This is a genomic window from Zhouia amylolytica, assembly GCF_900116365.1.
In the GTDB taxonomy this organism is placed as follows: domain Bacteria; phylum Bacteroidota; class Bacteroidia; order Flavobacteriales; family Flavobacteriaceae; genus Zhouia; species Zhouia amylolytica.
The window spans coordinates 410,993-428,357 of the sequence record NZ_FPAG01000001.1 but is presented as its reverse complement, the minus strand read 5'-3'; the positions used below and the strand labels follow the sequence as shown (position 1 = coordinate 428,357).

15 protein-coding genes are annotated in these 17,365 nt (G+C 38.0%); 7 read left to right on the top strand and 8 right to left on the bottom strand.

The features are described from left to right. The first annotated feature begins 1 nt into the window (after position 1). From BM361_RS01835 to BM361_RS01825, 3 genes are all read left to right on the top strand, one after another. Positions 2-541 carry an isochorismatase family protein gene (locus BM361_RS01835; protein ID WP_038268414.1) on the top strand — a complete coding sequence of 180 codons (540 nt, stop codon included), beginning with the start codon at positions 2-4 and terminating at the stop codon, positions 539-541. Between the two features lie 114 nt (positions 542-655). Beyond that, positions 656-1,357, top strand: coding sequence for a CoA transferase subunit A (locus BM361_RS01830; protein ID WP_038268417.1), 702 nt, complete (start codon positions 656-658; stop codon positions 1,355-1,357). Between the two features lie 2 nt (positions 1,358-1,359). Further along, positions 1,360-2,016, top strand: coding sequence for a CoA transferase subunit B (locus BM361_RS01825; RefSeq protein WP_074976521.1), 657 nt, complete (start codon positions 1,360-1,362; stop codon positions 2,014-2,016). Positions 2,017-2,065: 49 nt separating this feature from the next. On the opposite strand, the gene BM361_RS01820 is transcribed toward BM361_RS01825, so the two are convergent. The 6 genes from BM361_RS01820 to BM361_RS01795 all read right to left on the bottom strand — a co-directional run bounded on the left by BM361_RS01820 (position 2,066) and on the right by BM361_RS01795 (position 11,430). After that, entirely contained in the window at positions 2,066-3,751 is a 1,686-nt protein-coding gene (locus BM361_RS01820) for an ABC transporter ATP-binding protein (RefSeq protein WP_038268423.1), read from the bottom strand. Positions 3,752-3,818: 67 nt separating this feature from the next. Next, positions 3,819-4,562: a succinate dehydrogenase/fumarate reductase iron-sulfur subunit gene (locus BM361_RS01815; protein WP_038268427.1), complete on the bottom strand. Its 744-nt coding sequence runs from the start codon at positions 4,560-4,562 to the stop codon at positions 3,819-3,821. A 73-nt stretch (positions 4,563-4,635) separates the two neighbouring features. Beyond that, positions 4,636-6,639 (bottom strand): fumarate reductase/succinate dehydrogenase flavoprotein subunit, encoded by a 2,004-nt coding sequence (locus BM361_RS01810; RefSeq protein WP_038268429.1) that lies wholly within the window; start codon positions 6,637-6,639, stop codon positions 4,636-4,638. A gap of 12 nt (positions 6,640-6,651) precedes the next feature. Beyond that, positions 6,652-7,311 carry a succinate dehydrogenase cytochrome b subunit gene (locus tag BM361_RS01805; RefSeq protein ID WP_038268431.1) on the bottom strand — a complete coding sequence of 220 codons (660 nt, stop codon included), beginning with the start codon at positions 7,309-7,311 and terminating at the stop codon, positions 6,652-6,654. A gap of 332 nt (positions 7,312-7,643) precedes the next feature. After that, positions 7,644-10,487 (bottom strand): WD40/YVTN/BNR-like repeat-containing protein, encoded by a 2,844-nt coding sequence (locus tag BM361_RS01800; RefSeq protein WP_074976519.1) that lies wholly within the window; start codon positions 10,485-10,487, stop codon positions 7,644-7,646. An 82-nt stretch (positions 10,488-10,569) separates the two neighbouring features. Continuing rightward, positions 10,570-11,430 carry a ChaN family lipoprotein gene (locus tag BM361_RS01795; protein WP_074976516.1) on the bottom strand — a complete coding sequence of 287 codons (861 nt, stop codon included), beginning with the start codon at positions 11,428-11,430 and terminating at the stop codon, positions 10,570-10,572. Between the two features lie 56 nt (positions 11,431-11,486). On the opposite strand from BM361_RS01795, the gene BM361_RS01790 reads away from it, so the two are divergent. Together BM361_RS01790 and BM361_RS01785 are read left to right on the top strand one after the other, a co-directional pair. Next, on the top strand, positions 11,487-12,791 hold the full coding sequence (locus tag BM361_RS01790; protein ID WP_038268668.1) for an aminopeptidase P family protein: 1,305 nt from the start codon (positions 11,487-11,489) through the stop codon (positions 12,789-12,791). A gap of 63 nt (positions 12,792-12,854) precedes the next feature. Further along, positions 12,855-13,238: a VOC family protein gene (locus tag BM361_RS01785; protein WP_038268437.1), complete on the top strand. Its 384-nt coding sequence runs from the start codon at positions 12,855-12,857 to the stop codon at positions 13,236-13,238. A 17-nt stretch (positions 13,239-13,255) separates the two neighbouring features. On the opposite strand, the gene brnQ is transcribed toward BM361_RS01785, so the two are convergent. Next, on the bottom strand, positions 13,256-14,545 hold the full coding sequence (gene brnQ, locus BM361_RS01780; RefSeq protein ID WP_074976514.1) for a branched-chain amino acid transport system II carrier protein: 1,290 nt from the start codon (positions 14,543-14,545) through the stop codon (positions 13,256-13,258). Positions 14,546-14,610: 65 nt separating this feature from the next. Here brnQ and BM361_RS01775 point away from each other — a divergent pair, with 65 nt between their 5' ends. Then, positions 14,611-15,390 carry an alpha/beta fold hydrolase gene (locus BM361_RS01775; RefSeq protein WP_074976513.1) on the top strand — a complete coding sequence of 260 codons (780 nt, stop codon included), beginning with the start codon at positions 14,611-14,613 and terminating at the stop codon, positions 15,388-15,390. Positions 15,391-15,684: 294 nt separating this feature from the next. On the opposite strand, the gene thiL is transcribed toward BM361_RS01775, so the two are convergent. Beyond that, on the bottom strand, positions 15,685-16,755 hold the full coding sequence (thiL, locus tag BM361_RS01765) for a thiamine-phosphate kinase (protein WP_074976509.1): 1,071 nt from the start codon (positions 16,753-16,755) through the stop codon (positions 15,685-15,687). Between the two features lie 137 nt (positions 16,756-16,892). Here thiL and BM361_RS01760 point away from each other — a divergent pair, with 137 nt between their 5' ends. Then, positions 16,893-17,363, top strand: a complete 471-nt coding sequence (locus tag BM361_RS01760) for a DinB family protein (RefSeq protein ID WP_074976507.1) — start codon at positions 16,893-16,895, stop codon at positions 17,361-17,363. The last annotated feature ends 2 nt before the right edge of the window (positions 17,364-17,365 follow it).

Genomic DNA, 17,365 nt, shown 5'->3' with positions numbered 1-17,365 from the left:
TATGAAGGCGTTGTTAATAGTCGATGTTCAAAACGATTTTTGCACTGGAGGTGTTTTAGAGGCCAAAGGAGGTGAAGAAATAACAGATGTTATTAATAATATTGCTCATAGATTTGATTTGGTCATTGCTTCTAAAGATTGGCATCCGGACCAAACGGATCATTTTTTAAAATGGCCTAAACATTGCGTTCAATTCTCTAAAGGAGCCGAGTTTCATCCATCGTTAAACACCAATAATATACAGCAGGTATTCTTAAAAGGGACAGGAATTCTTGATGATGGATATTCTGCTTTTGATGCTAGTAATGTTGATCTGGCTGCATATCTCAGGAAACAGGGAGTAGATGAACTTTATGTAGTAGGTCTGGCAACGGATTATTGTGTTAAATCTACTGCCTTGGATGCTGTGGATAACGGATTTAAAACATTTGTTTTAACAGATGCGGTCAAAGCTGTTAATGTAAATCCTGATGATGGTGAAATCGCGTTAAAAGCTATGGCGAATGCAGGTTGTATATTGTTGGATTCTTCTGTAATTTAAAGTATTGAGACCTTAGTTTACTTCATTTATTTTGTTGATAACATATTCGTGATTTTAAGAGATTAATTCTGCAATTCGTTGAAATATTCGTAATTTTCAGCTAAAATTTTACGAATGATCAAAAAGAAAGTCAGTACGGTGTCTGAAGCACTTCTAGGGGTCGATAACGGCATGACCTTTATGCTCGGAGGGTTCGGTTTATGTGGTATTCCTGAAAATACTATATCGGAGCTTGTAAAACTGGGCGTAAAAGATCTTACGTGTATCTCAAATAATGCCGGGGTCGATGACTTTGGTCTTGGTTTGCTTTTACAGAATCATCAGATAAATAAAATGATTTCTTCATATGTTGGAGAAAATGATGAATTTGAACGGCAGATGCTTAGTGGTGAACTTGATGTTGAATTAATCCCTCAGGGAACATTAGCAGAGCGTTGTAGGGCAGCTCAAGTTGGCTTACCTGCAATTTATACCCCTGCTGGTTTTGGAACTGAAGTTGCTGAAGGGAAGGAAACCAGAGAGTTCGATGGTAAGATGTATGTTTTAGAGCATGCCTTCAAAGCTGACTTTGCTTTTGTAAAGGCATGGAAGGGAGATGAAGCCGGTAATTTGATTTTCAAAGGAACTGCTAGAAATTTTAACCCGGTTATGTGTGGGGCGGCTAAAATAACGGTTGCCGAAGTCGAAGAACTTCTGCCTGTAGGGTCATTAGATCCAAATCAAATTCATATACCAGGAATATTTGTACAACGTATTTTTAAAGGTGAAAAATTCGAAAAGCGAATCGAACAGCGTACCGTTAGAAAAAGAGATTAATTATGAGTTTATCAAAAGAACAGATTGCCCAGCGAATCGCTAAAGAGGTTAAAGATGGCTACTATGTTAATCTCGGAATTGGAATTCCCACACTTGTCGCTAATTATGTTAGAGATGATATTTCGGTAGAGTTTCAAAGTGAAAATGGAGTTTTAGGAATGGGGCCCTTCCCTTTTGAAGGTGAGGAGGATGCCGATATAATTAATGCTGGTAAGCAAACGATTACAACCTTGCCAGGAGCAAGCTTTTTTGATTCTTCATTAAGTTTTGGGATGATCCGGGGGAAGCATGTTGATCTTACTATTTTAGGAGCCATGGAGGTGTCTGAGAATGGGGATATTGCCAACTGGAAAATCCCTGGCAAAATGGTTAAAGGAATGGGAGGTGCTATGGATTTGGTGGCCTCGGCTGAGAACATCATCGTCGCTATGATGCATACCAATAAGAGAGGAGATTCTAAATTGCTAAAAAGATGTAGTTTGCCTTTAACCGGAGTACAGTGCGTAAAGAAGATTGTCACTAATTTAGCAGTGATAGAGGTGACAAATAAAGGGTTTAAATTGTTAGAACGGGCACCAGGTGTTAGTGTTGATAGTATAAAGGACGCTACTGATGGTACCTTGATCATTGACGGGGATGTGCCTGAGATGAATCTGTGAACATTAAAAAATTAAATGTATAATTTGCGGAAGCTAAAAAACGTCGATGCTAAATTCCTTTTGGAATGGCATCGATTAGTTTTTTAGTGTATGAAGATGTCGGGTTTGAGTATATTAAATCTGCGTCTCCTAATTCTTCTATTTTACCATTGTTCATGACTAATAATTGGTCCGCCATGAATTTAACCACCGCCAAATCATGAGAAATGAAGATATAGGTAAAACCAAAAGTTTCTTTTAGTTCATTCAACAAGTTCAATACCTGAGCCTGTACTGAGATATCTAATGCAGATACCGATTCGTCGCAAACGATGAGTTTTGGGTTCAGAGCAATTGTTCTTGCAATTCCTACACGTTGTCGCTGACCTCCACTAAATTCATGAGGATATCGGCTATAATGTTCTTCAGAGAGCCCGACCCGTTCTAGAATATCAATTGTTTTTTTCTTACGGTCCTTTTCGGAGGTATAAATCTTGTGCACCTTCATGGGTTCTGAAATTGCTTTTCCAATGGGGATTCTCGGATTTAATGAGGAATAGGGGTCCTGAAAAATTATCTGAACCTCTTTTCTTAGTTCTCTGAGCGCTTTTTTATTAAGCAGGGTTATGTCCTCTCCCTTATAGAGAATGGTTCCCGCAGTGGCTTTATCTAGTTGAAGAATGGTGTTTCCTAATGTTGATTTACCACAACCACTTTCTCCTACCAGGCCTAGGGTTTCACCTTCATAGAGTTTAAAGCTTACGTTGTTAACGGCTTTTAAAGCATCCTTTTTAAATAATCCTGCCTTTGAAAAATAAGTCTTTTCAATATTTATAACCTCAAGTATCGGAGGTTGCTCATAGATTTTTGCCTGTATTTCTTTTCGTTTATCTTCTGATATTATTTTTGGTTCAAAACTTCCATCCAAAAAATCTTTTATGGTAGCTAGTTTTTCAAGTCTTTTGTTTAGTGGTGGACGCGCATTAAGTAGTGCTTTCGTATAGGTGTGTTGGGGATTGGAAAAGATTTTATTGGTTGCTCCTTTCTCCACAATTTCTCCTTTATACATAACTACAATACTGTCGGCTATTTCAGAGACCAGTGATAGGTCATGAGAGATGAAAATGATACTCATGCCAGTTTCTTTCTGAAGATCTCTTAAAAGAGCTATAATTTCCTTTTGAACGGTAACATCAAGGGCAGTGGTCGGTTCATCTGCAATTAAAATTTTTGGTTTGCATGCAATGGCCATGGCAATCATAACCCGCTGTTTCTGTCCTCCACTTATTTGGTGAGGATAACTGTCAAAAATAGAGGCTGGTCTCGGAAGTTTGACTTTTTTAAAAAGAGCCAGAGTTTCTTCTTTTGCCTCTTTTGAAGTCATTGAGGAATGTTGAAAAAGTATTTCCATAACTTGAGTTCCGCATTTCAAAGAAGGGTTTAAGGAACTCATGGGCTCTTGAAATATCATGCTTATTTCTTTTCCTCTGATTTTTCGAAAGTCTTTATGGGCTATGGAAGTTAATTCTTTGTCTTCAAATCGGATGTATCCTGATTCCAATTTTGAAATTTTCTTGGGTAAAAGCCCCATTATGGCAAGTGAACTTACAGACTTTCCACTTCCGGATTCTCCAACGATTCCTAAAATTTCATTCGTTTTGAGGCTGTAGGAAATATTTCTAACAACGGTCTGGTGTCTTTTTTCTGTGGAAAAAGCAATGGAGAGCTGGTCTATTTCTAATAAGTTGTTTTGCATTGTCTAAAAATAAAAAATCCCGAACAATTTATGTTCGGGATCGTATAAAGACTTTAAAAAATATTAATTACTTCGTAGAAGCTTTTAGATATTCTCTGTTCATTCTTGCAATATTCTCTAAAGAAATACCTTTAGGGCATTCTATTTCACAGGCTCCTGTATTCGTACAGTTTCCAAATCCTTCAAGATCCATTTGACGAACCATGTTCATTACGCGATCCGTAGCTTCAACTTGTCCTTGTGGTAATAAGGCAAATTGAGAAACTTTTGCAGATGTAAATAACATGGCACTGGCATTTTTACAGGCTGCTACGCAAGCACCACACCCAATACAGGTTGCTGCGTCAAATGACTTATCAGCATCGTGTTTGTTTACCGGAATTGAGTTTGCATCTATGGTGTTACCTGAGGTGTTTACCGAAATAAACCCACCAGCTTGTTGAATACGGTCAAAAGAACTTCGATCTACAATTAAATCTTTAATTACAGGAAAGGCGTTCGCTCTGAAGGGTTCTATAAAAATAGTGTCACCATCCTTGAACATACGCATGTGTAATTGACAAGTCGTAACTCCGCGATCCGGACCATGTGGCTCACCATTTATCTGTAATGAACAAGTTCCGCATATACCCTCTCTACAGTCATGATCAAACTCAACGGGCTCTTCCCCTTTTGAGATTAATTGTTCATTTAAAACGTCTAACATTTCAAGAAAAGACATATCCGGAGATACCTCGCTGATAGGATAATCAACGATCTTTCCTTGAGTGTTTGCGTCTTTTTGACGCCATATTTTTAATGTAAGATTCATAATATTTAGATTTTAGTATTGAGTATTGAGTTTTGAGCAGTTAGTCTAACATCCCATGTCTCAATACTGATATCTATTTATAACTTCTTGTTTTTAATTCGATGTTCTTATACTCTAAGTCCTCCTTGTGAAGTACTGCATCACTTGGTTCGCCTTTATACTCCCATGCGGCTACATACTTAAAGTTCTCATCGTCACGTAAGGCTTCACCTTCTTCCGTTTGATATTCTTCACGGAAGTGTCCACCGCATGATTCATTTCGGTGTAGGGCATCCTTGGCGAATAATTCACCTAATTCCAGAAAGTCAGCAACACGCATTGCTTTTTCTAACTCAGCATTTTTACTGTCAGCACTTCCTGTAACGCGAACATTTTTGTAAAAATCTTCACGTAGTTCTTTGATTTCTTTAATAGCTTCCTTAAGTCCTTGTTCGTTCCTTGCCATTCCACATTTATTCCACATGATTTTACCAAGTTTTTTGTGGTAATGATCAACAGAATTGGAGCCATTATTGTTTATTAGAGCGTCAATTTGACCTTGAACATTCTTTTCAGCTTCCTCAAATTCAGGAGTCTCAGTAGATATTTTACCTGTCCTGATATCTTGCGATAAATAATCTCCTATAGTATAGGGAAGTACAAAATAACCATCGGCTAATCCTTGCATTAGCGCTGAAGCTCCTAGACGGTTAGCTCCGTGGTCAGAGAAATTGGCCTCACCAATGGCGTAACATCCCTCGATAGAAGTCATTAAATTATAATCAACCCAAATACCACCCATTGTATAGTGAACGGCAGGGTAAATTTTCATTGGCGTTTTATATGGATTCTCATCAACGATCTTCTCATACATCTGGAAAAGGTTTCCGTATTTATTTTCAACAACCTCTTCCCCAAGTTTACGAACCTCTGCATCGCTTGGATTGTGATTACCGTGAATAGCGGCTTGTTCTCTACCGTAGCGCATAATAGCAGATTCAAAATCTAAAAATACGGCCTCACCGGTAGCATTAACACCAAACCCGGCATCACATCTTTCTTTTGCTGCTCTTGAAGCAACATCTCGAGGTACCAGGTTACCGAATGAAGGATATCTTCTTTCCAGGTAATAATCTCTGTCTTCTTCCGCCAATTCAGTAGGTTTTAGTCTTCCTTCACGAATTGCAATCGCATCTTCCTTTTTCTTTGGCACCCATATACGGCCATCGTTACGAAGTGATTCAGACATCAATGTTAGTTTTGATTGATGATCACCTGAAACTGGAATACAAGTCGGGTGGATTTGCGTGAAGCATGGATTGGCAAAATACGCACCTTTCTTATGGATTTTCCATGAAGCTGTCACGTTACTTCCCATTGCGTTTGTTGAAAGAAAGAATACGTTCCCATATCCTCCTGAAGCAATGACAACCGCATGCGCAGCGTGTCTTTCAATTTCACCTGTAACCATATTTCTTGCAATGATTCCACGTGCTTTACCATCTACAACTACGATGTCGAGCATCTCATGACGGTTAAAAGACTCAATTTTACCTCGGTTGATTTGACGGTTCATAGCCGCATAAGCACCCAATAAAAGCTGTTGTCCTGTTTGACCCTTAGCATAGAACGTTCGCGATACTAAAACACCACCGAAAGAGCGATTATCCAATAACCCACCATATTCACGAGCAAAAGGAACTCCTTGCGCCACACATTGGTCGATAATGTTTGCAGAAACCTCTGCTAATCGATAAACATTCGCCTCGCGAGCGCGGTAATCACCACCTTTAACGGTGTCGTAAAACAAACGATAGGTGGAATCACCATCGCCTTGATAATTTTTAGCAGCGTTGATACCTCCCTGGGCTGCAATCGAGTGTGCACGACGAGGTGAGTCTTGATAGCAGAAAGTCTTTACATTATATCCAAGTTCTGCTAATGTAGCTGCAGCCGATCCTCCGGCAAGACCAGTACCAACTACGATAACATCTATGTTTCGTTTGTTGGCTGGATTTACCAGGTTTATATTGTTCTTGTGATTTGTCCACTTATCGCCTATTGGCCCCTGTGGTATTTTTGATTCTAATGTTGCCATTTGAATTGATCTTTAATGGTTAAAATGATGGAAAAGAGCAATGAAAATAAACCCAAGAGGGATCAAGATTGCGAAGTATTTCCCGAAAGCCTTTAATGCCGGTGTGTATTTGCCATTACATCCTACAGATTGAAAAGATGACTGAAATCCATGCAAAAGGTGTAGAGATAACAAGGCAAAAGACACAACATAAGCGCCAACTCTTAATGGGCTTTCAAACTTATGAACTAGCTCACCATAATAACGGGTTGGGTCTTCAGGGTTGAACTGAATGTACTTATAGTTCATTTCAGGAATCCAGAAGTCAATGAAGTGTAACACAAGAAAAGCTAAGATCACAAGGCCGCTGTATATCATATTCCTTGACATCCATGACGAATTTGCGCCACCATTATAGCTAACATACTTGATTTTACGAGCACTTTTATTTTTAGCTTCTAAAATAAAGCCCATTACAAAGTGAAAAACAACGGCAAAAATCAGTACAGGTTGCATGACAGCCTGAATTAGAATATTTGTGCCCATAAAATGAGAAAGCTCATTAAATAGATTTTCACTGATAACAGATGTGAAATTTATTAAAAAGTGTTGTAAAAGGAAGATTAATAAGAATATAGCAGAAAGAGCCATTGCGACTTTTCTCGCTATTGATGAATTTAAAATTCCGCTCATTAGTAGATGATTTTTATTGATGAACAAAAATACTGTACAGGCAATTCATTAACAAACTTTAGATTCTAATTTGAGCGCAATTTAGAATGAGTTTAAAATAAATTGAAATTTAACAAAGAATGGCAGCTAAAACGATTGAAATTTAACAATAAACGGGAGGAATACTATTAACAATGGGGAAATAACCCCTGTTTTAAAATGTATTGAGTGGTTATATTTGAGATAACCAATTAAAACCCTACATAGATATTTGTAAGTTAATTTAAGTTAGTTTTAAAAAAGCGTTGGTTTTCAGTATTTAGGTGGCTTGATCAAGCCACCTAAATTTTTAATTACTTTACAGTGAATTGTTTTTCTTTGGTTCCTGCAATTATTTTATATGTCCCTTTAGGTAGGTAGTATTTGCCATTCGCTGCCTTTTTCAGGTTGGCGTTTTTATTCTTTTTGGCATATGCCTTTCTCCCATTATCCGAAAAAGTGAGATCAAATTTCTTATAATTTAACCCTTGGTCTGCATCCAGAGCTAACGAGTTTACAACGATGCCGTTTGTGGTTACTACATTGGCTTTTAATTGTTTAGAGCTAGACACATAAAAAGGAATGGTAATGTGTGGCTCATAGGTTTCAGACCACTGGCTCCACTTGTTACCCCAACGAGTAGAATGTCTAATATCATTAATATCAAAAAGAATAACCTCTTGTGTCATGGAATTTTCCGTTAATTGCTGTAATTGAGCAATGTCAGCAATGTAGATACTCCTTCCATGAGTCCCAACAACGAGGTCCTTAGCTTCGGGCTGAATGACAAGGTCGTGCACTGCTACCATAGGAAGGTTTTTACCGAATGCCTCCCACGAATTACCGCTGTTTAATGAAACAAACAAACCATTATCGGTTCCAAGGTATAACAGATCTTGATTCGTTGGGTCTTCTCTAATCACATTCACTGGAGAAATTGGAAGATTCGAACTGATGTCTTTCCAGTTTTTTCCATAGTCGTCACTCATGTAAACATAAGTATTAAAATCGTCCCAGCGATAACCGTTTAAAGTGACATAAACTCTTTCTTTCTTGTGAGAGGAGGCAATAACCCTTGATACCCATAAATCCTTTGGCAGGTTTGAGGAGATAACTTCCCAGCTGGCACCGGCGTTCTTGGTTACATGTATCATTCCATCGTCACTTCCTGTGTAAATCAGACCAAATTCAAAAGGAGATTCTGAAATGGTTGTGAGTGTTCCATAGGCTACATTACCTGGTTTTCCCCCATTTGTTAAATCTTCTGATATCGCAGTCCAATCATTGCCCTGATTCATGGAGCGCATTAGCTTATTACCTCCTAAATACAAAATGTCCTGATTGTGCGGAGAGAGCAGTATTGGGGTTTGCCAGTTGAATCGATAAGGGCTTTCGCCAAGTTCATGTTTTGGTTGTATATAAACTCTCTTGTTTTTTTCTTGATCTATTCTGTAGTAATTTCCAAACTGATAACCCGTATAAATAATGTTATGATTTCTGTTGTCAATCTGTACTTGCATTCCGTCACCGCCCATTAATTCCTTCCAGGGGTAGCTACCATACTGTTTCCAGCTTTGATCTTGTCGAGCGTTATGAGGTGCGGTCCATACCCCATTGTCCTGTAATCCTCCGTATATATTGTAAGGCTTTTGATGGTCGATATTAACTGCATAAAACTGACCTACTGCAGGAGTGTTATTTTTAATCCAGTGTTCGCCGTCATCATAGGAAATGTTAACGCCACCATCATTTCCATTGATTAAGTGTCCTGACTTATTCGGGTTGATCCATAATGCCTGATGATCAGCATGTACGTTTTCCTTGCTGATGATTTTCCAGTTTTTACCACCATCATCGGATTTAACGAGTGGAACTCCGCCTATATAAAGTTTATTGGCATTGCTTGGGTCGACCCTGATTTCTCCAAAATAATAACCATAGCTATAGAATAATCCATCGATGTACTCTTCATGTGTTTTATGCCAGGATTTTCCACCATCAGTGCTTTTATATACCTCAGCGCCTTTTACTGGTGTGTCAAAAAGTAAAGCGTTGGCGTCTTCTAGATACTTGGCCAAATCATTTGGTTTTACAGTTCCGGTGCTAACTAGTTGTTTTACATTTTGAGCGCGGTATTTTTCGTGAAACCCATTCGTTTTTAAGAACTCATTTAGCTTTTTATTGTCAAGCTTCATAAACTCATCCATCGGCATTGATTTAAAGTCGTCTTTGGTGAGTTTATCTGAACTGTCGGAAGTATCGTCTTTTTTCTCTCTGTGAAATTGACTGTCGTGGACAGCAAATAAGGTATTGTCGTCATATACGGCCAATCCGATTCTTCCAACACCCTCTCCTGTAGGAAATCCACTGTTTTTAGAAGTAATTAATGACCAGCTATCTCCACCATCGGTACTTTTGTAGATTCCGGAATTGTCACCACTACCTGTAAAATTCCATGCTTTACGGTCTCTTTCCCATGCAGCAGCATACATGACATTAAAATTATCAGGAGAATGTACTAAGTCTATTATACCTGTTTCGTCATTAATATAGAGCGTTTTCTTCCAGGTTAATCCTCCATCCGAAGTTTTATAAACACCTCTTTCGCTGTTTTTTGAATATAAATGTCCTGTAACCCCGATTATAACCTCATTAGGATTTGTTGGATTTATGATAATTCTCCCGATATGATGGGAGTCATTGAGTCCCACATTTTTCCATGTTTTTCCCTGGTCAGTCGTTTTTAAAACTCCAATACCCGCATATGAAGAGCGAGAGGAATTGTTTTCTCCGGTTCCTACCCAAATGGTGCCATTTTTCCAGTCAACTGCTATGTCACCGATATTTTGAGTTGGAGCTTGGTCCATTATGGAAGTGAAGCTTGTCCCGTTATTATTAGTGTGCCATACACCGCCGGAAGCGTAGCCAACATAAAACTCCGAAGGGTCATTGGGGTTAACATCCAAATCCACTACCCGTCCACTCATAATAGTGGGTCCGATACTGGTGAAAGGAAGGTTTTTGACTATTGATTTTTCACGCATGTTTTCATGGTCTGAAACGCTTTTCTCAACAAGATCTGGAGCGGTGGGGGGTTGTTGTGCCTGAATAAGGTTGAAGGCTGATATAATACCAGCTAGGAGTATATGTTTTTTCATATTAATGATTGTTTTACTAGCGGATGAAAATAGAGATTGTTAAAATAACCTCAAAAAGATTAAAAGAAGTTTAACGGTTTTATCAATACGTTTTAGCCATATCCTTGTCAACAACTATAATGTAGTGAGCCGAATTCATATGTTCTGCTTCTGGTTTCCTGAGTGCTTTTTGTTCTACAATGTTAATGGTTTTTATGTTTAATTCTGAACGTTGTCGTTTTAAATACCAACCAATTCCTTCAAAATTATTAGAATGATAAGACCCGTTGTAATGGATGAAGAGGTGGTTGGTTTTTAAATGTTTTAATATAAAGAAGGCCATTGTAGCATCCTTAATTGCTTGCGCCTTGGGCAGGTTTGCTCCTCCATGTCCCGGCATCATTTCTAGCATAGCCTTATATGAGGGGAGGTTCGGGTCATAAGCAATTGGAAGTTTAGCTATATAATTTTTTTCTTGATCAGTAAGGGGGTCAAGGGCCTCGAATCCTTTTTTGAATACCAGATTGGCGTATTTTCGGGGTACATTGGTAGCAATAAAACTTAGCTTGTTTCTTTTTGCTAAATCCACCAATGGTTTATAGTCCGTGTTATAGTTAGGCCAGGGACTGATGATTGAATCCATGGTTTTTGCATTTATGAACCCCATGAGGTAATCATTGAGAGTGTTTTGGTCATCTGCTTCAAACATCTCTGCCCCAAGAATTAAAGAATCGGATTTCAATAAATCAGAAGTGACTTCATATTCAAGCCAATGGGCTATAGGGTTGTTGTGCAGTTCGCCAAAAAGTATGACTTCCGATCTGGAGAGATCTTTAAGCATTTTTTTATAAGACACTTGCTTGCCTTTCTGGTTAAAAATGCGATATGGATCTTTGATTTGAGCGGTGGCGCTGAGCGTGATGAATCCTATAAAGAGTAACAGGTAGTTAGTTATATTTTGCATCCGATTAATATGTAATTCATTATCAAATGTATAAATTTGTTTTTAAATATATTGATATGAAATACCTTCCGATAGACAAAAATCTTTTTGTAAAAAATAGGACAAAGTTCATGGCTGCTATGAAGCCAAAAAGTATCGCAATTTTTAATTCAAATGACATCTATCCAATTGGAGCTGACTCAACTATTCCGTTTCAGCAGGCAAGAGATCTCTTTTATTTAACCGGAGCCGATCAGGAAGAGACCGTATTGTTGTTATTTCCTGATGCTCATGAGGAGAAGCATAGAGAGGTTTTATTTGTTAGAGAGACTAATGAGCATATAGCGATTTGGGAAGGCGAAAAACTAAGTAAAGAAAAGGCATTCGAAATAAGTGGGGTCAGAACTGTTTATTGGTTGTCTGAGTTTGAAAAGATCTTCTTCGAATTAATGACTGAAGCAGATACTGTTTATTTCAACACTAATGAACATTACCGTGGAGGATTGGCGGTTGAAACTGAAACCAGGGAAGATCGATTTATAAAATGGTGTAAAGAGAAATTCCCAGCCCATAAATGGGAAAAAAGTAATCCGGTAATGCATCAGTTAAGAGGAGTGAAGGAGATAGAAGAAACAGCTATTTTAAAGCATGCCTGTGAAATTACTGAAAAAGGATTTAAACGGGTTCTGAATTTTGTAAAGCCCGGAGTAATGGAGTATGAGATAGAAGCTGAATATATGCATGAATTTTTGCGTAATAGATCGCGAGGATTCGCTTACACCCCAATAATCGCCTCGGGTTTTAACGCTTGTGTATTGCATTATATTGAAAACAACCAGGAATGTAAGGATGGTGACATGCTTTTGATGGATGTGGGAGCCGAATATGCTAATTACAGTAGTGACATGACAAGAACAATTCCTGTGAATGGTCGTTTTACGCAAAGGCAAAAGGATGTGTATAATGCAGTTTTGAGGGTTAAGAAGGAGGCGACAAAAATGTTGGTTCCAGGCACAATTTTGAAGGAATACCATAAAGAAGTCGGTAAATTCATGACTTTTGAGTTGTTAGAGTTGGGGTTGTTAGATAAAGCCGATGTGCAAAATGAGAACCCCGAATGGCCGGCATATAAAAAATATTTTATGCATGGAACAAGTCACCATTTAGGCTTAGATACTCATGATTATGGCGAACTTAAAACCCCAATTAAATCTAATATGATATTTACGGTAGAACCTGGGATTTATATTCCAGATGAAAACTTGGGAATTCGACTAGAAGATGATGTGGTGGTTCAGGAATCTGGTGAACCAATTAATTTAATGAAGAATATACCAATTGAAGTAGGTGAAATCGAAGAATATATGAACAACAAGAAATAGTTTTCATATTCAATAATATTTCTCTTCATTCGTTATTGCACTAATTCAAAAATCAAGTGCAAGATGAAAAGAACGAAAATAACCGTTGGGCATCAGCAAATGATGCCCTTTTTAATGCTAAAGGACATCGATATGTTTATTGATTTCACTCGAAAAATATTTAATGCTGAAGAAAGAGTGAGGAGATTGGATAGGCACAAACGGGTAGAGTATTCGGAATTAAGAGTGGGGGATACCACGGTGATGATTACTCAGGCCGTTAAGGGTGATGTTTCTTCAAAATCAGCATTTTATATTTATGTCAATGACGCAGATGCTATCTTTTACAAGGCGCTGGATAATGGTGCAGTTCCTCTAATGTTTCCGATGAATGAAGATGATGAAACAAGAAGTGCCGGGTTCGAAGACCCAATGGGATGTGTTTGGTGGATAACCACCTTGAATTAAAAAGGAAAAGAAATGAATTAGCTTGTCGATTTAAGCTTGTCAGAATATTTTAAAAAAATGTTTGTTGCTATTAAAGCAATAAGGGCAGGTGCGGTCCAACCCAATTGGTGTTCCGAAAATGGTATAAATTGATGCCATGATGAGAAATCCTGATGAAGTCCCAGGGTTTGTATAAAATCTGGAATGCTGAATAAAATGGTGGTGATTACTACCATTTTGAAAACAACAGAAGAAGTATATTTCGCAGGAATTGCATTGAGTATGATCAGTACGATGGTGATTGGGTAAATAAATGCCAGCGCAGGAATTGCTATGTCAATAATGTAACCAACATTAAGTTGCCCCACCAGTATGCCCAGACTGCAACCCAGGATAGCTGTAATGAGGAAGGCAGTTTTGGAATTGTTGAAGATTTGTTTTGCGTAGTCTGAAGTTCCTGTAACTATACCTACTGCAGTCGTGAAACACGCAAGCGTAACCAGGATACTTAGAAACTGACGACCAATGCTGCCTAAAGTTTTGGCAGCTATTCCGTTTAGGAGATTAGTTCTCGAAACATTATCTGAAAATTCAGGGCCATACAAAGCACCGGTAAAGATAAGTCCGGTGTAAATTATAAATAGTCCCAGGCCAGCCAGAATACCTGCTCTGCTGATTAGCTTTCTTTTTGCTATATAGGTCTCATTACTTCTTATGTTAATGGAAATTATGATAACGGCGCCTACAACAACAGCTCCTATGGCGTCAAAAGTTTGATATCCTTCTAAAATTCCCGAAGAAAAGGGTTTTGGATAAGGTGAATTTGCGGCTGGGCTGTTATTCGAAAAGATAGATACACCCATGATGCTTATTAATATGAATAGAATTAATGGTGTTATAAATTTACCGATAAGCTCGATGAGTTTAGAGCGATTAATGACGATTATAAAAACCAATATAAAATAAACTGTACTTGTGATTAACGGTGAAACATTAAAATAAGGACTAATGGCCATTTCGTGGGTAACAGAGGCTGTTCTCGGGGATGGTAGACCTATGGCTATCAGGTATACTAATGAGCAGTATACAAAACTAAAAACAGGAGACACTTTTTTTGCGAAGTCGATCATAGTCCCTTGTATCTTTGCGTGTGCATAGATACCGAGTATTGGTATTAGGACCGCTGAAATTGAAAACCCAATCGATGTTAAAAACCATTGATCGCCACTATTGTATCCCAAAAATGGTGGGAGTATAAGATTTCCGGCACCAAAGAATAAAGAAAACAAGGCAAAAGCGGTTAGCAGAGTTTCTTTCGTTTTGTTCATGTAGTTAATATCTTTGACGCGTTTTTAATAGAAGTCTAAATTAAGAATTTTAAACAAAGAAGGTGATGGAGATTTTGCATAAAGGAACTTCAGTTTATTTCGAAGATGAAGGCAAAGGGACTGCTGTAGTTTTTCTGCATGGATTTTTAGAAAATAGTACTATTTGGAAAGAGGTGAAGTCATATTTTGTTTCTAAATACAGGGTGATTAGCATTGATCTTCCCGGGCATGGTAAAACTGGATGTTTTGGTTATGTACATACCATGGAGATGATGGCTGAAGTAGTGGAGGCTGTTTTGAATTATCTTAAAATACGCAAATCTGTATTCGTTGGGCATTCAATGGGAGGATATGTAGCTTTGGCATTCGCTGAGAAAAATCCTGACAATGTGAAGGGGTTGGTTTTGCTGAATTCTACTTCGAGAGCTGATTCCGAAGAAAAGAAGAAGAATAGGGATCGTGCTATTGAAGCTGTAAAATATAACCACAAAAGCTTTATTAGAATGGCGATCACAAATTTATTTAGACCTAAGAACAGGAAAATCTTTGCTGAAGAGATTAAGGAGTTAAAAAAACAGGCACTTCAGACTCCTTTGCAAGGAATTGTGGCCGCTTTAGAGGGGATGAAAATAAGAGATGACAGAGAAGTGTTGTTGCATTTTTCTCCTTATCGGAAAATGATAATTATTGGAAAAAAGGATCCAGTATTAAACTATAATGACTTATTAGAGCAAACCAGAAACAACAATGTAGAGGCTGTTGAACTGGAGGATGGGCACATGTCTTATATAGAAAATCAGGAAGAATTTGTGAAAAACTTGCTTATTTTTTTAAAAAGTATTTGATAAAAGGCTAGATTTTAATAAATTAGACCACCCAAATCAAAAAATACGTATGTCAAAATCTAAGCAAACCCCCGGATTTTCTTTGGCTAATTGCTTATGCAGCATTTTTGGTCATCGATACAAAGTCTCAAAAAAAGTGACCCCACATGTTACAGAATTTCAATGCTCTGTTTGCAAATGTGAAAAAACTACCGATGATAGAGGTCATATAGTGAGCTTGACCCCCGAAAGAAAAGAAATCAATAACACATTGGCTCATTTCTACCGTAAAAGGCATAGGCAAGCCTTAGAATACTAATCTTTTTCCGTCTCATTGTTGTTTTCACTATATGAATTCCAACCCATAGATGTGATTGGGATTTTTGTGTTTGCTCGTGTAATGAGATGAATGCCTTCACCCTCTGCTGTCATATGGCCTATGACGGTAAGGTGTGGATTTGCCTTAATTTTAGGGTAATCATCCTGAGAAATAGTGAATAATAATTCATAGTCTTCGCCGCCGCTCAGTGCAACTGTAGTGCTATTGAGATCAAATTCCTCACATGTGGAAATTACCTGAGGGTCCAAAGGTATTTTATCCTCAAACAAATTGCATCCTACTTTAGAGTTCTTGCAGATATGAATGATTTCTGAAGAAAGTCCGTCGCTAATGTCAATCATCGAAGTAGGTTTTACCTCAAGATCTTTCAAAAGTTGTGGTATGTCTTTGCGAGCCTCTGGCTTTAATTGTCTTTCGATAATATATGAATATGGAGAAAGATCAGGTTGGTTGTTAGGGTTTACTTTGAAAACTTCTTTTTCACGTTCCAGTATTTGTAAGCCCATATATGCCCCGCCAATATCTCCACTGGTAACAAGGAGGTCGTTGGGTTGTGCCCCACTTCTATAGGTGATTTCATTGTCTGTAGCCTTACCTATTGCAGTGATAGAGATTAAAAGCCCTTTGTTGGATGAGGTCGTATCGCCTCCTATCAGGTCCACCTTATAGTTTTTACAAGCTAATTGAATACCTGCATAGAGTTCTTCAAGAGCCTCAAGAGGGAATCTGTTAGAGGCAGCAATGGATACCGTTATTTGGGTAGCAAGTGCATTCATTGCATAGATGTCAGATAAGTTAACCATTACAGCCTTGTAGCCTAAATGTTTTAAAGGCGTGTAGCTGAGGTCGAAGTGAACCCCTTCAACCAGAAGGTCTGTTGAGATTACCGTTTTATGACCCTTAAAATCTAAGACAGCCGCGTCGTCTCCGACGCCTTTGATGGTAGATTCATGGATGGGATCAAAATATTTCGTAAGATGATCGATCAGGCCGAATTCGCCAAGATCTGATACTGTTGTGCGCTTTGGATTCTTATCTTCTAACATGTTGCAAAGGTAATATAAAGTTGGAAGTTAAAAATTAAAAGTAGGTTGTCTTTGTGTGGCGCTTAAGTTGACACTTCATTATAAAATGAAATATTCAAGATTCGGTTGATATAGTTTTGCTGAAACCAAGAAAGATTATGAGTGCAACAGAATTGTTAATATTAAACTTCTCCGAAACAAGACGGCGAAGTGCTAAATTATGGAGAGGAATTCCTGTAGAATATTTAAATTGGAGGCCTGATAAAAATGCGTTTTCCTTAATAGAAATAATTCGCCATGTACTAGAAGGGGAGCATTTATATCATAAAATTATAGAAGGTGAAGGAGTTTTAGGTGTTTATAAATCTCCTTGGGAAAGTCTTAGTTATGGAAATGTGGAAAAGGAACTTGACTTTGCCCAAAAATACAGGGAAAGTTTTATTGGAATGATCAAAAAACTTTCTGATACTGATCTTGATAGCATAAGAATTGTGAGGAAAGAATTAGGGCAGAACAAAAAATTAGGGGATTATTTAAATCGGATGGTGTATCATGAAGCTGTTCATGCAGGACAAGTATTGAGCTATTTAAGAACACTTGGAGTCGATCGTCCGCTTGTTTGGGATTAATA

Coding starts and splice junctions, on each gene's coding strand:
- brnQ (WP_074976514.1), bottom strand. CDS start 14,545: ATGAACAAAACGAAAGAAACTCTGCTAACCGCTTTTGCCTTGTTTTCT.
- BM361_RS01820 (WP_038268423.1), bottom strand. CDS start 3,751: ATGCAAAACAACTTATTAGAAATAGACCAGCTCTCCATTGCTTTTTCC.
- BM361_RS01790 (WP_038268668.1), top strand. CDS start 11,487: ATGAAATACCTTCCGATAGACAAAAATCTTTTTGTAAAAAATAGGACA.
- BM361_RS01835 (WP_038268414.1), top strand. CDS start 2: ATGAAGGCGTTGTTAATAGTCGATGTTCAAAACGATTTTTGCACTGGA.
- BM361_RS01805 (WP_038268431.1), bottom strand. CDS start 7,311: ATGAGCGGAATTTTAAATTCATCAATAGCGAGAAAAGTCGCAATGGCT.
- BM361_RS01815 (WP_038268427.1), bottom strand. CDS start 4,562: ATGAATCTTACATTAAAAATATGGCGTCAAAAAGACGCAAACACTCAA.
- thiL (WP_074976509.1), bottom strand. CDS start 16,755: ATGTTAGAAGATAAGAATCCAAAGCGCACAACAGTATCAGATCTTGGC.
- BM361_RS01810 (WP_038268429.1), bottom strand. CDS start 6,639: ATGGCAACATTAGAATCAAAAATACCACAGGGGCCAATAGGCGATAAG.
- BM361_RS01775 (WP_074976513.1), top strand. CDS start 14,611: ATGGAGATTTTGCATAAAGGAACTTCAGTTTATTTCGAAGATGAAGGC.
- BM361_RS01785 (WP_038268437.1), top strand. CDS start 12,855: ATGAAAAGAACGAAAATAACCGTTGGGCATCAGCAAATGATGCCCTTT.
- BM361_RS01825 (WP_074976521.1), top strand. CDS start 1,360: ATGAGTTTATCAAAAGAACAGATTGCCCAGCGAATCGCTAAAGAGGTT.
- BM361_RS01800 (WP_074976519.1), bottom strand. CDS start 10,487: ATGAAAAAACATATACTCCTAGCTGGTATTATATCAGCCTTCAACCTT.
- BM361_RS01830 (WP_038268417.1), top strand. CDS start 656: ATGATCAAAAAGAAAGTCAGTACGGTGTCTGAAGCACTTCTAGGGGTC.
- BM361_RS01760 (WP_074976507.1), top strand. CDS start 16,893: ATGAGTGCAACAGAATTGTTAATATTAAACTTCTCCGAAACAAGACGG.
- BM361_RS01795 (WP_074976516.1), bottom strand. CDS start 11,430: ATGCAAAATATAACTAACTACCTGTTACTCTTTATAGGATTCATCACG.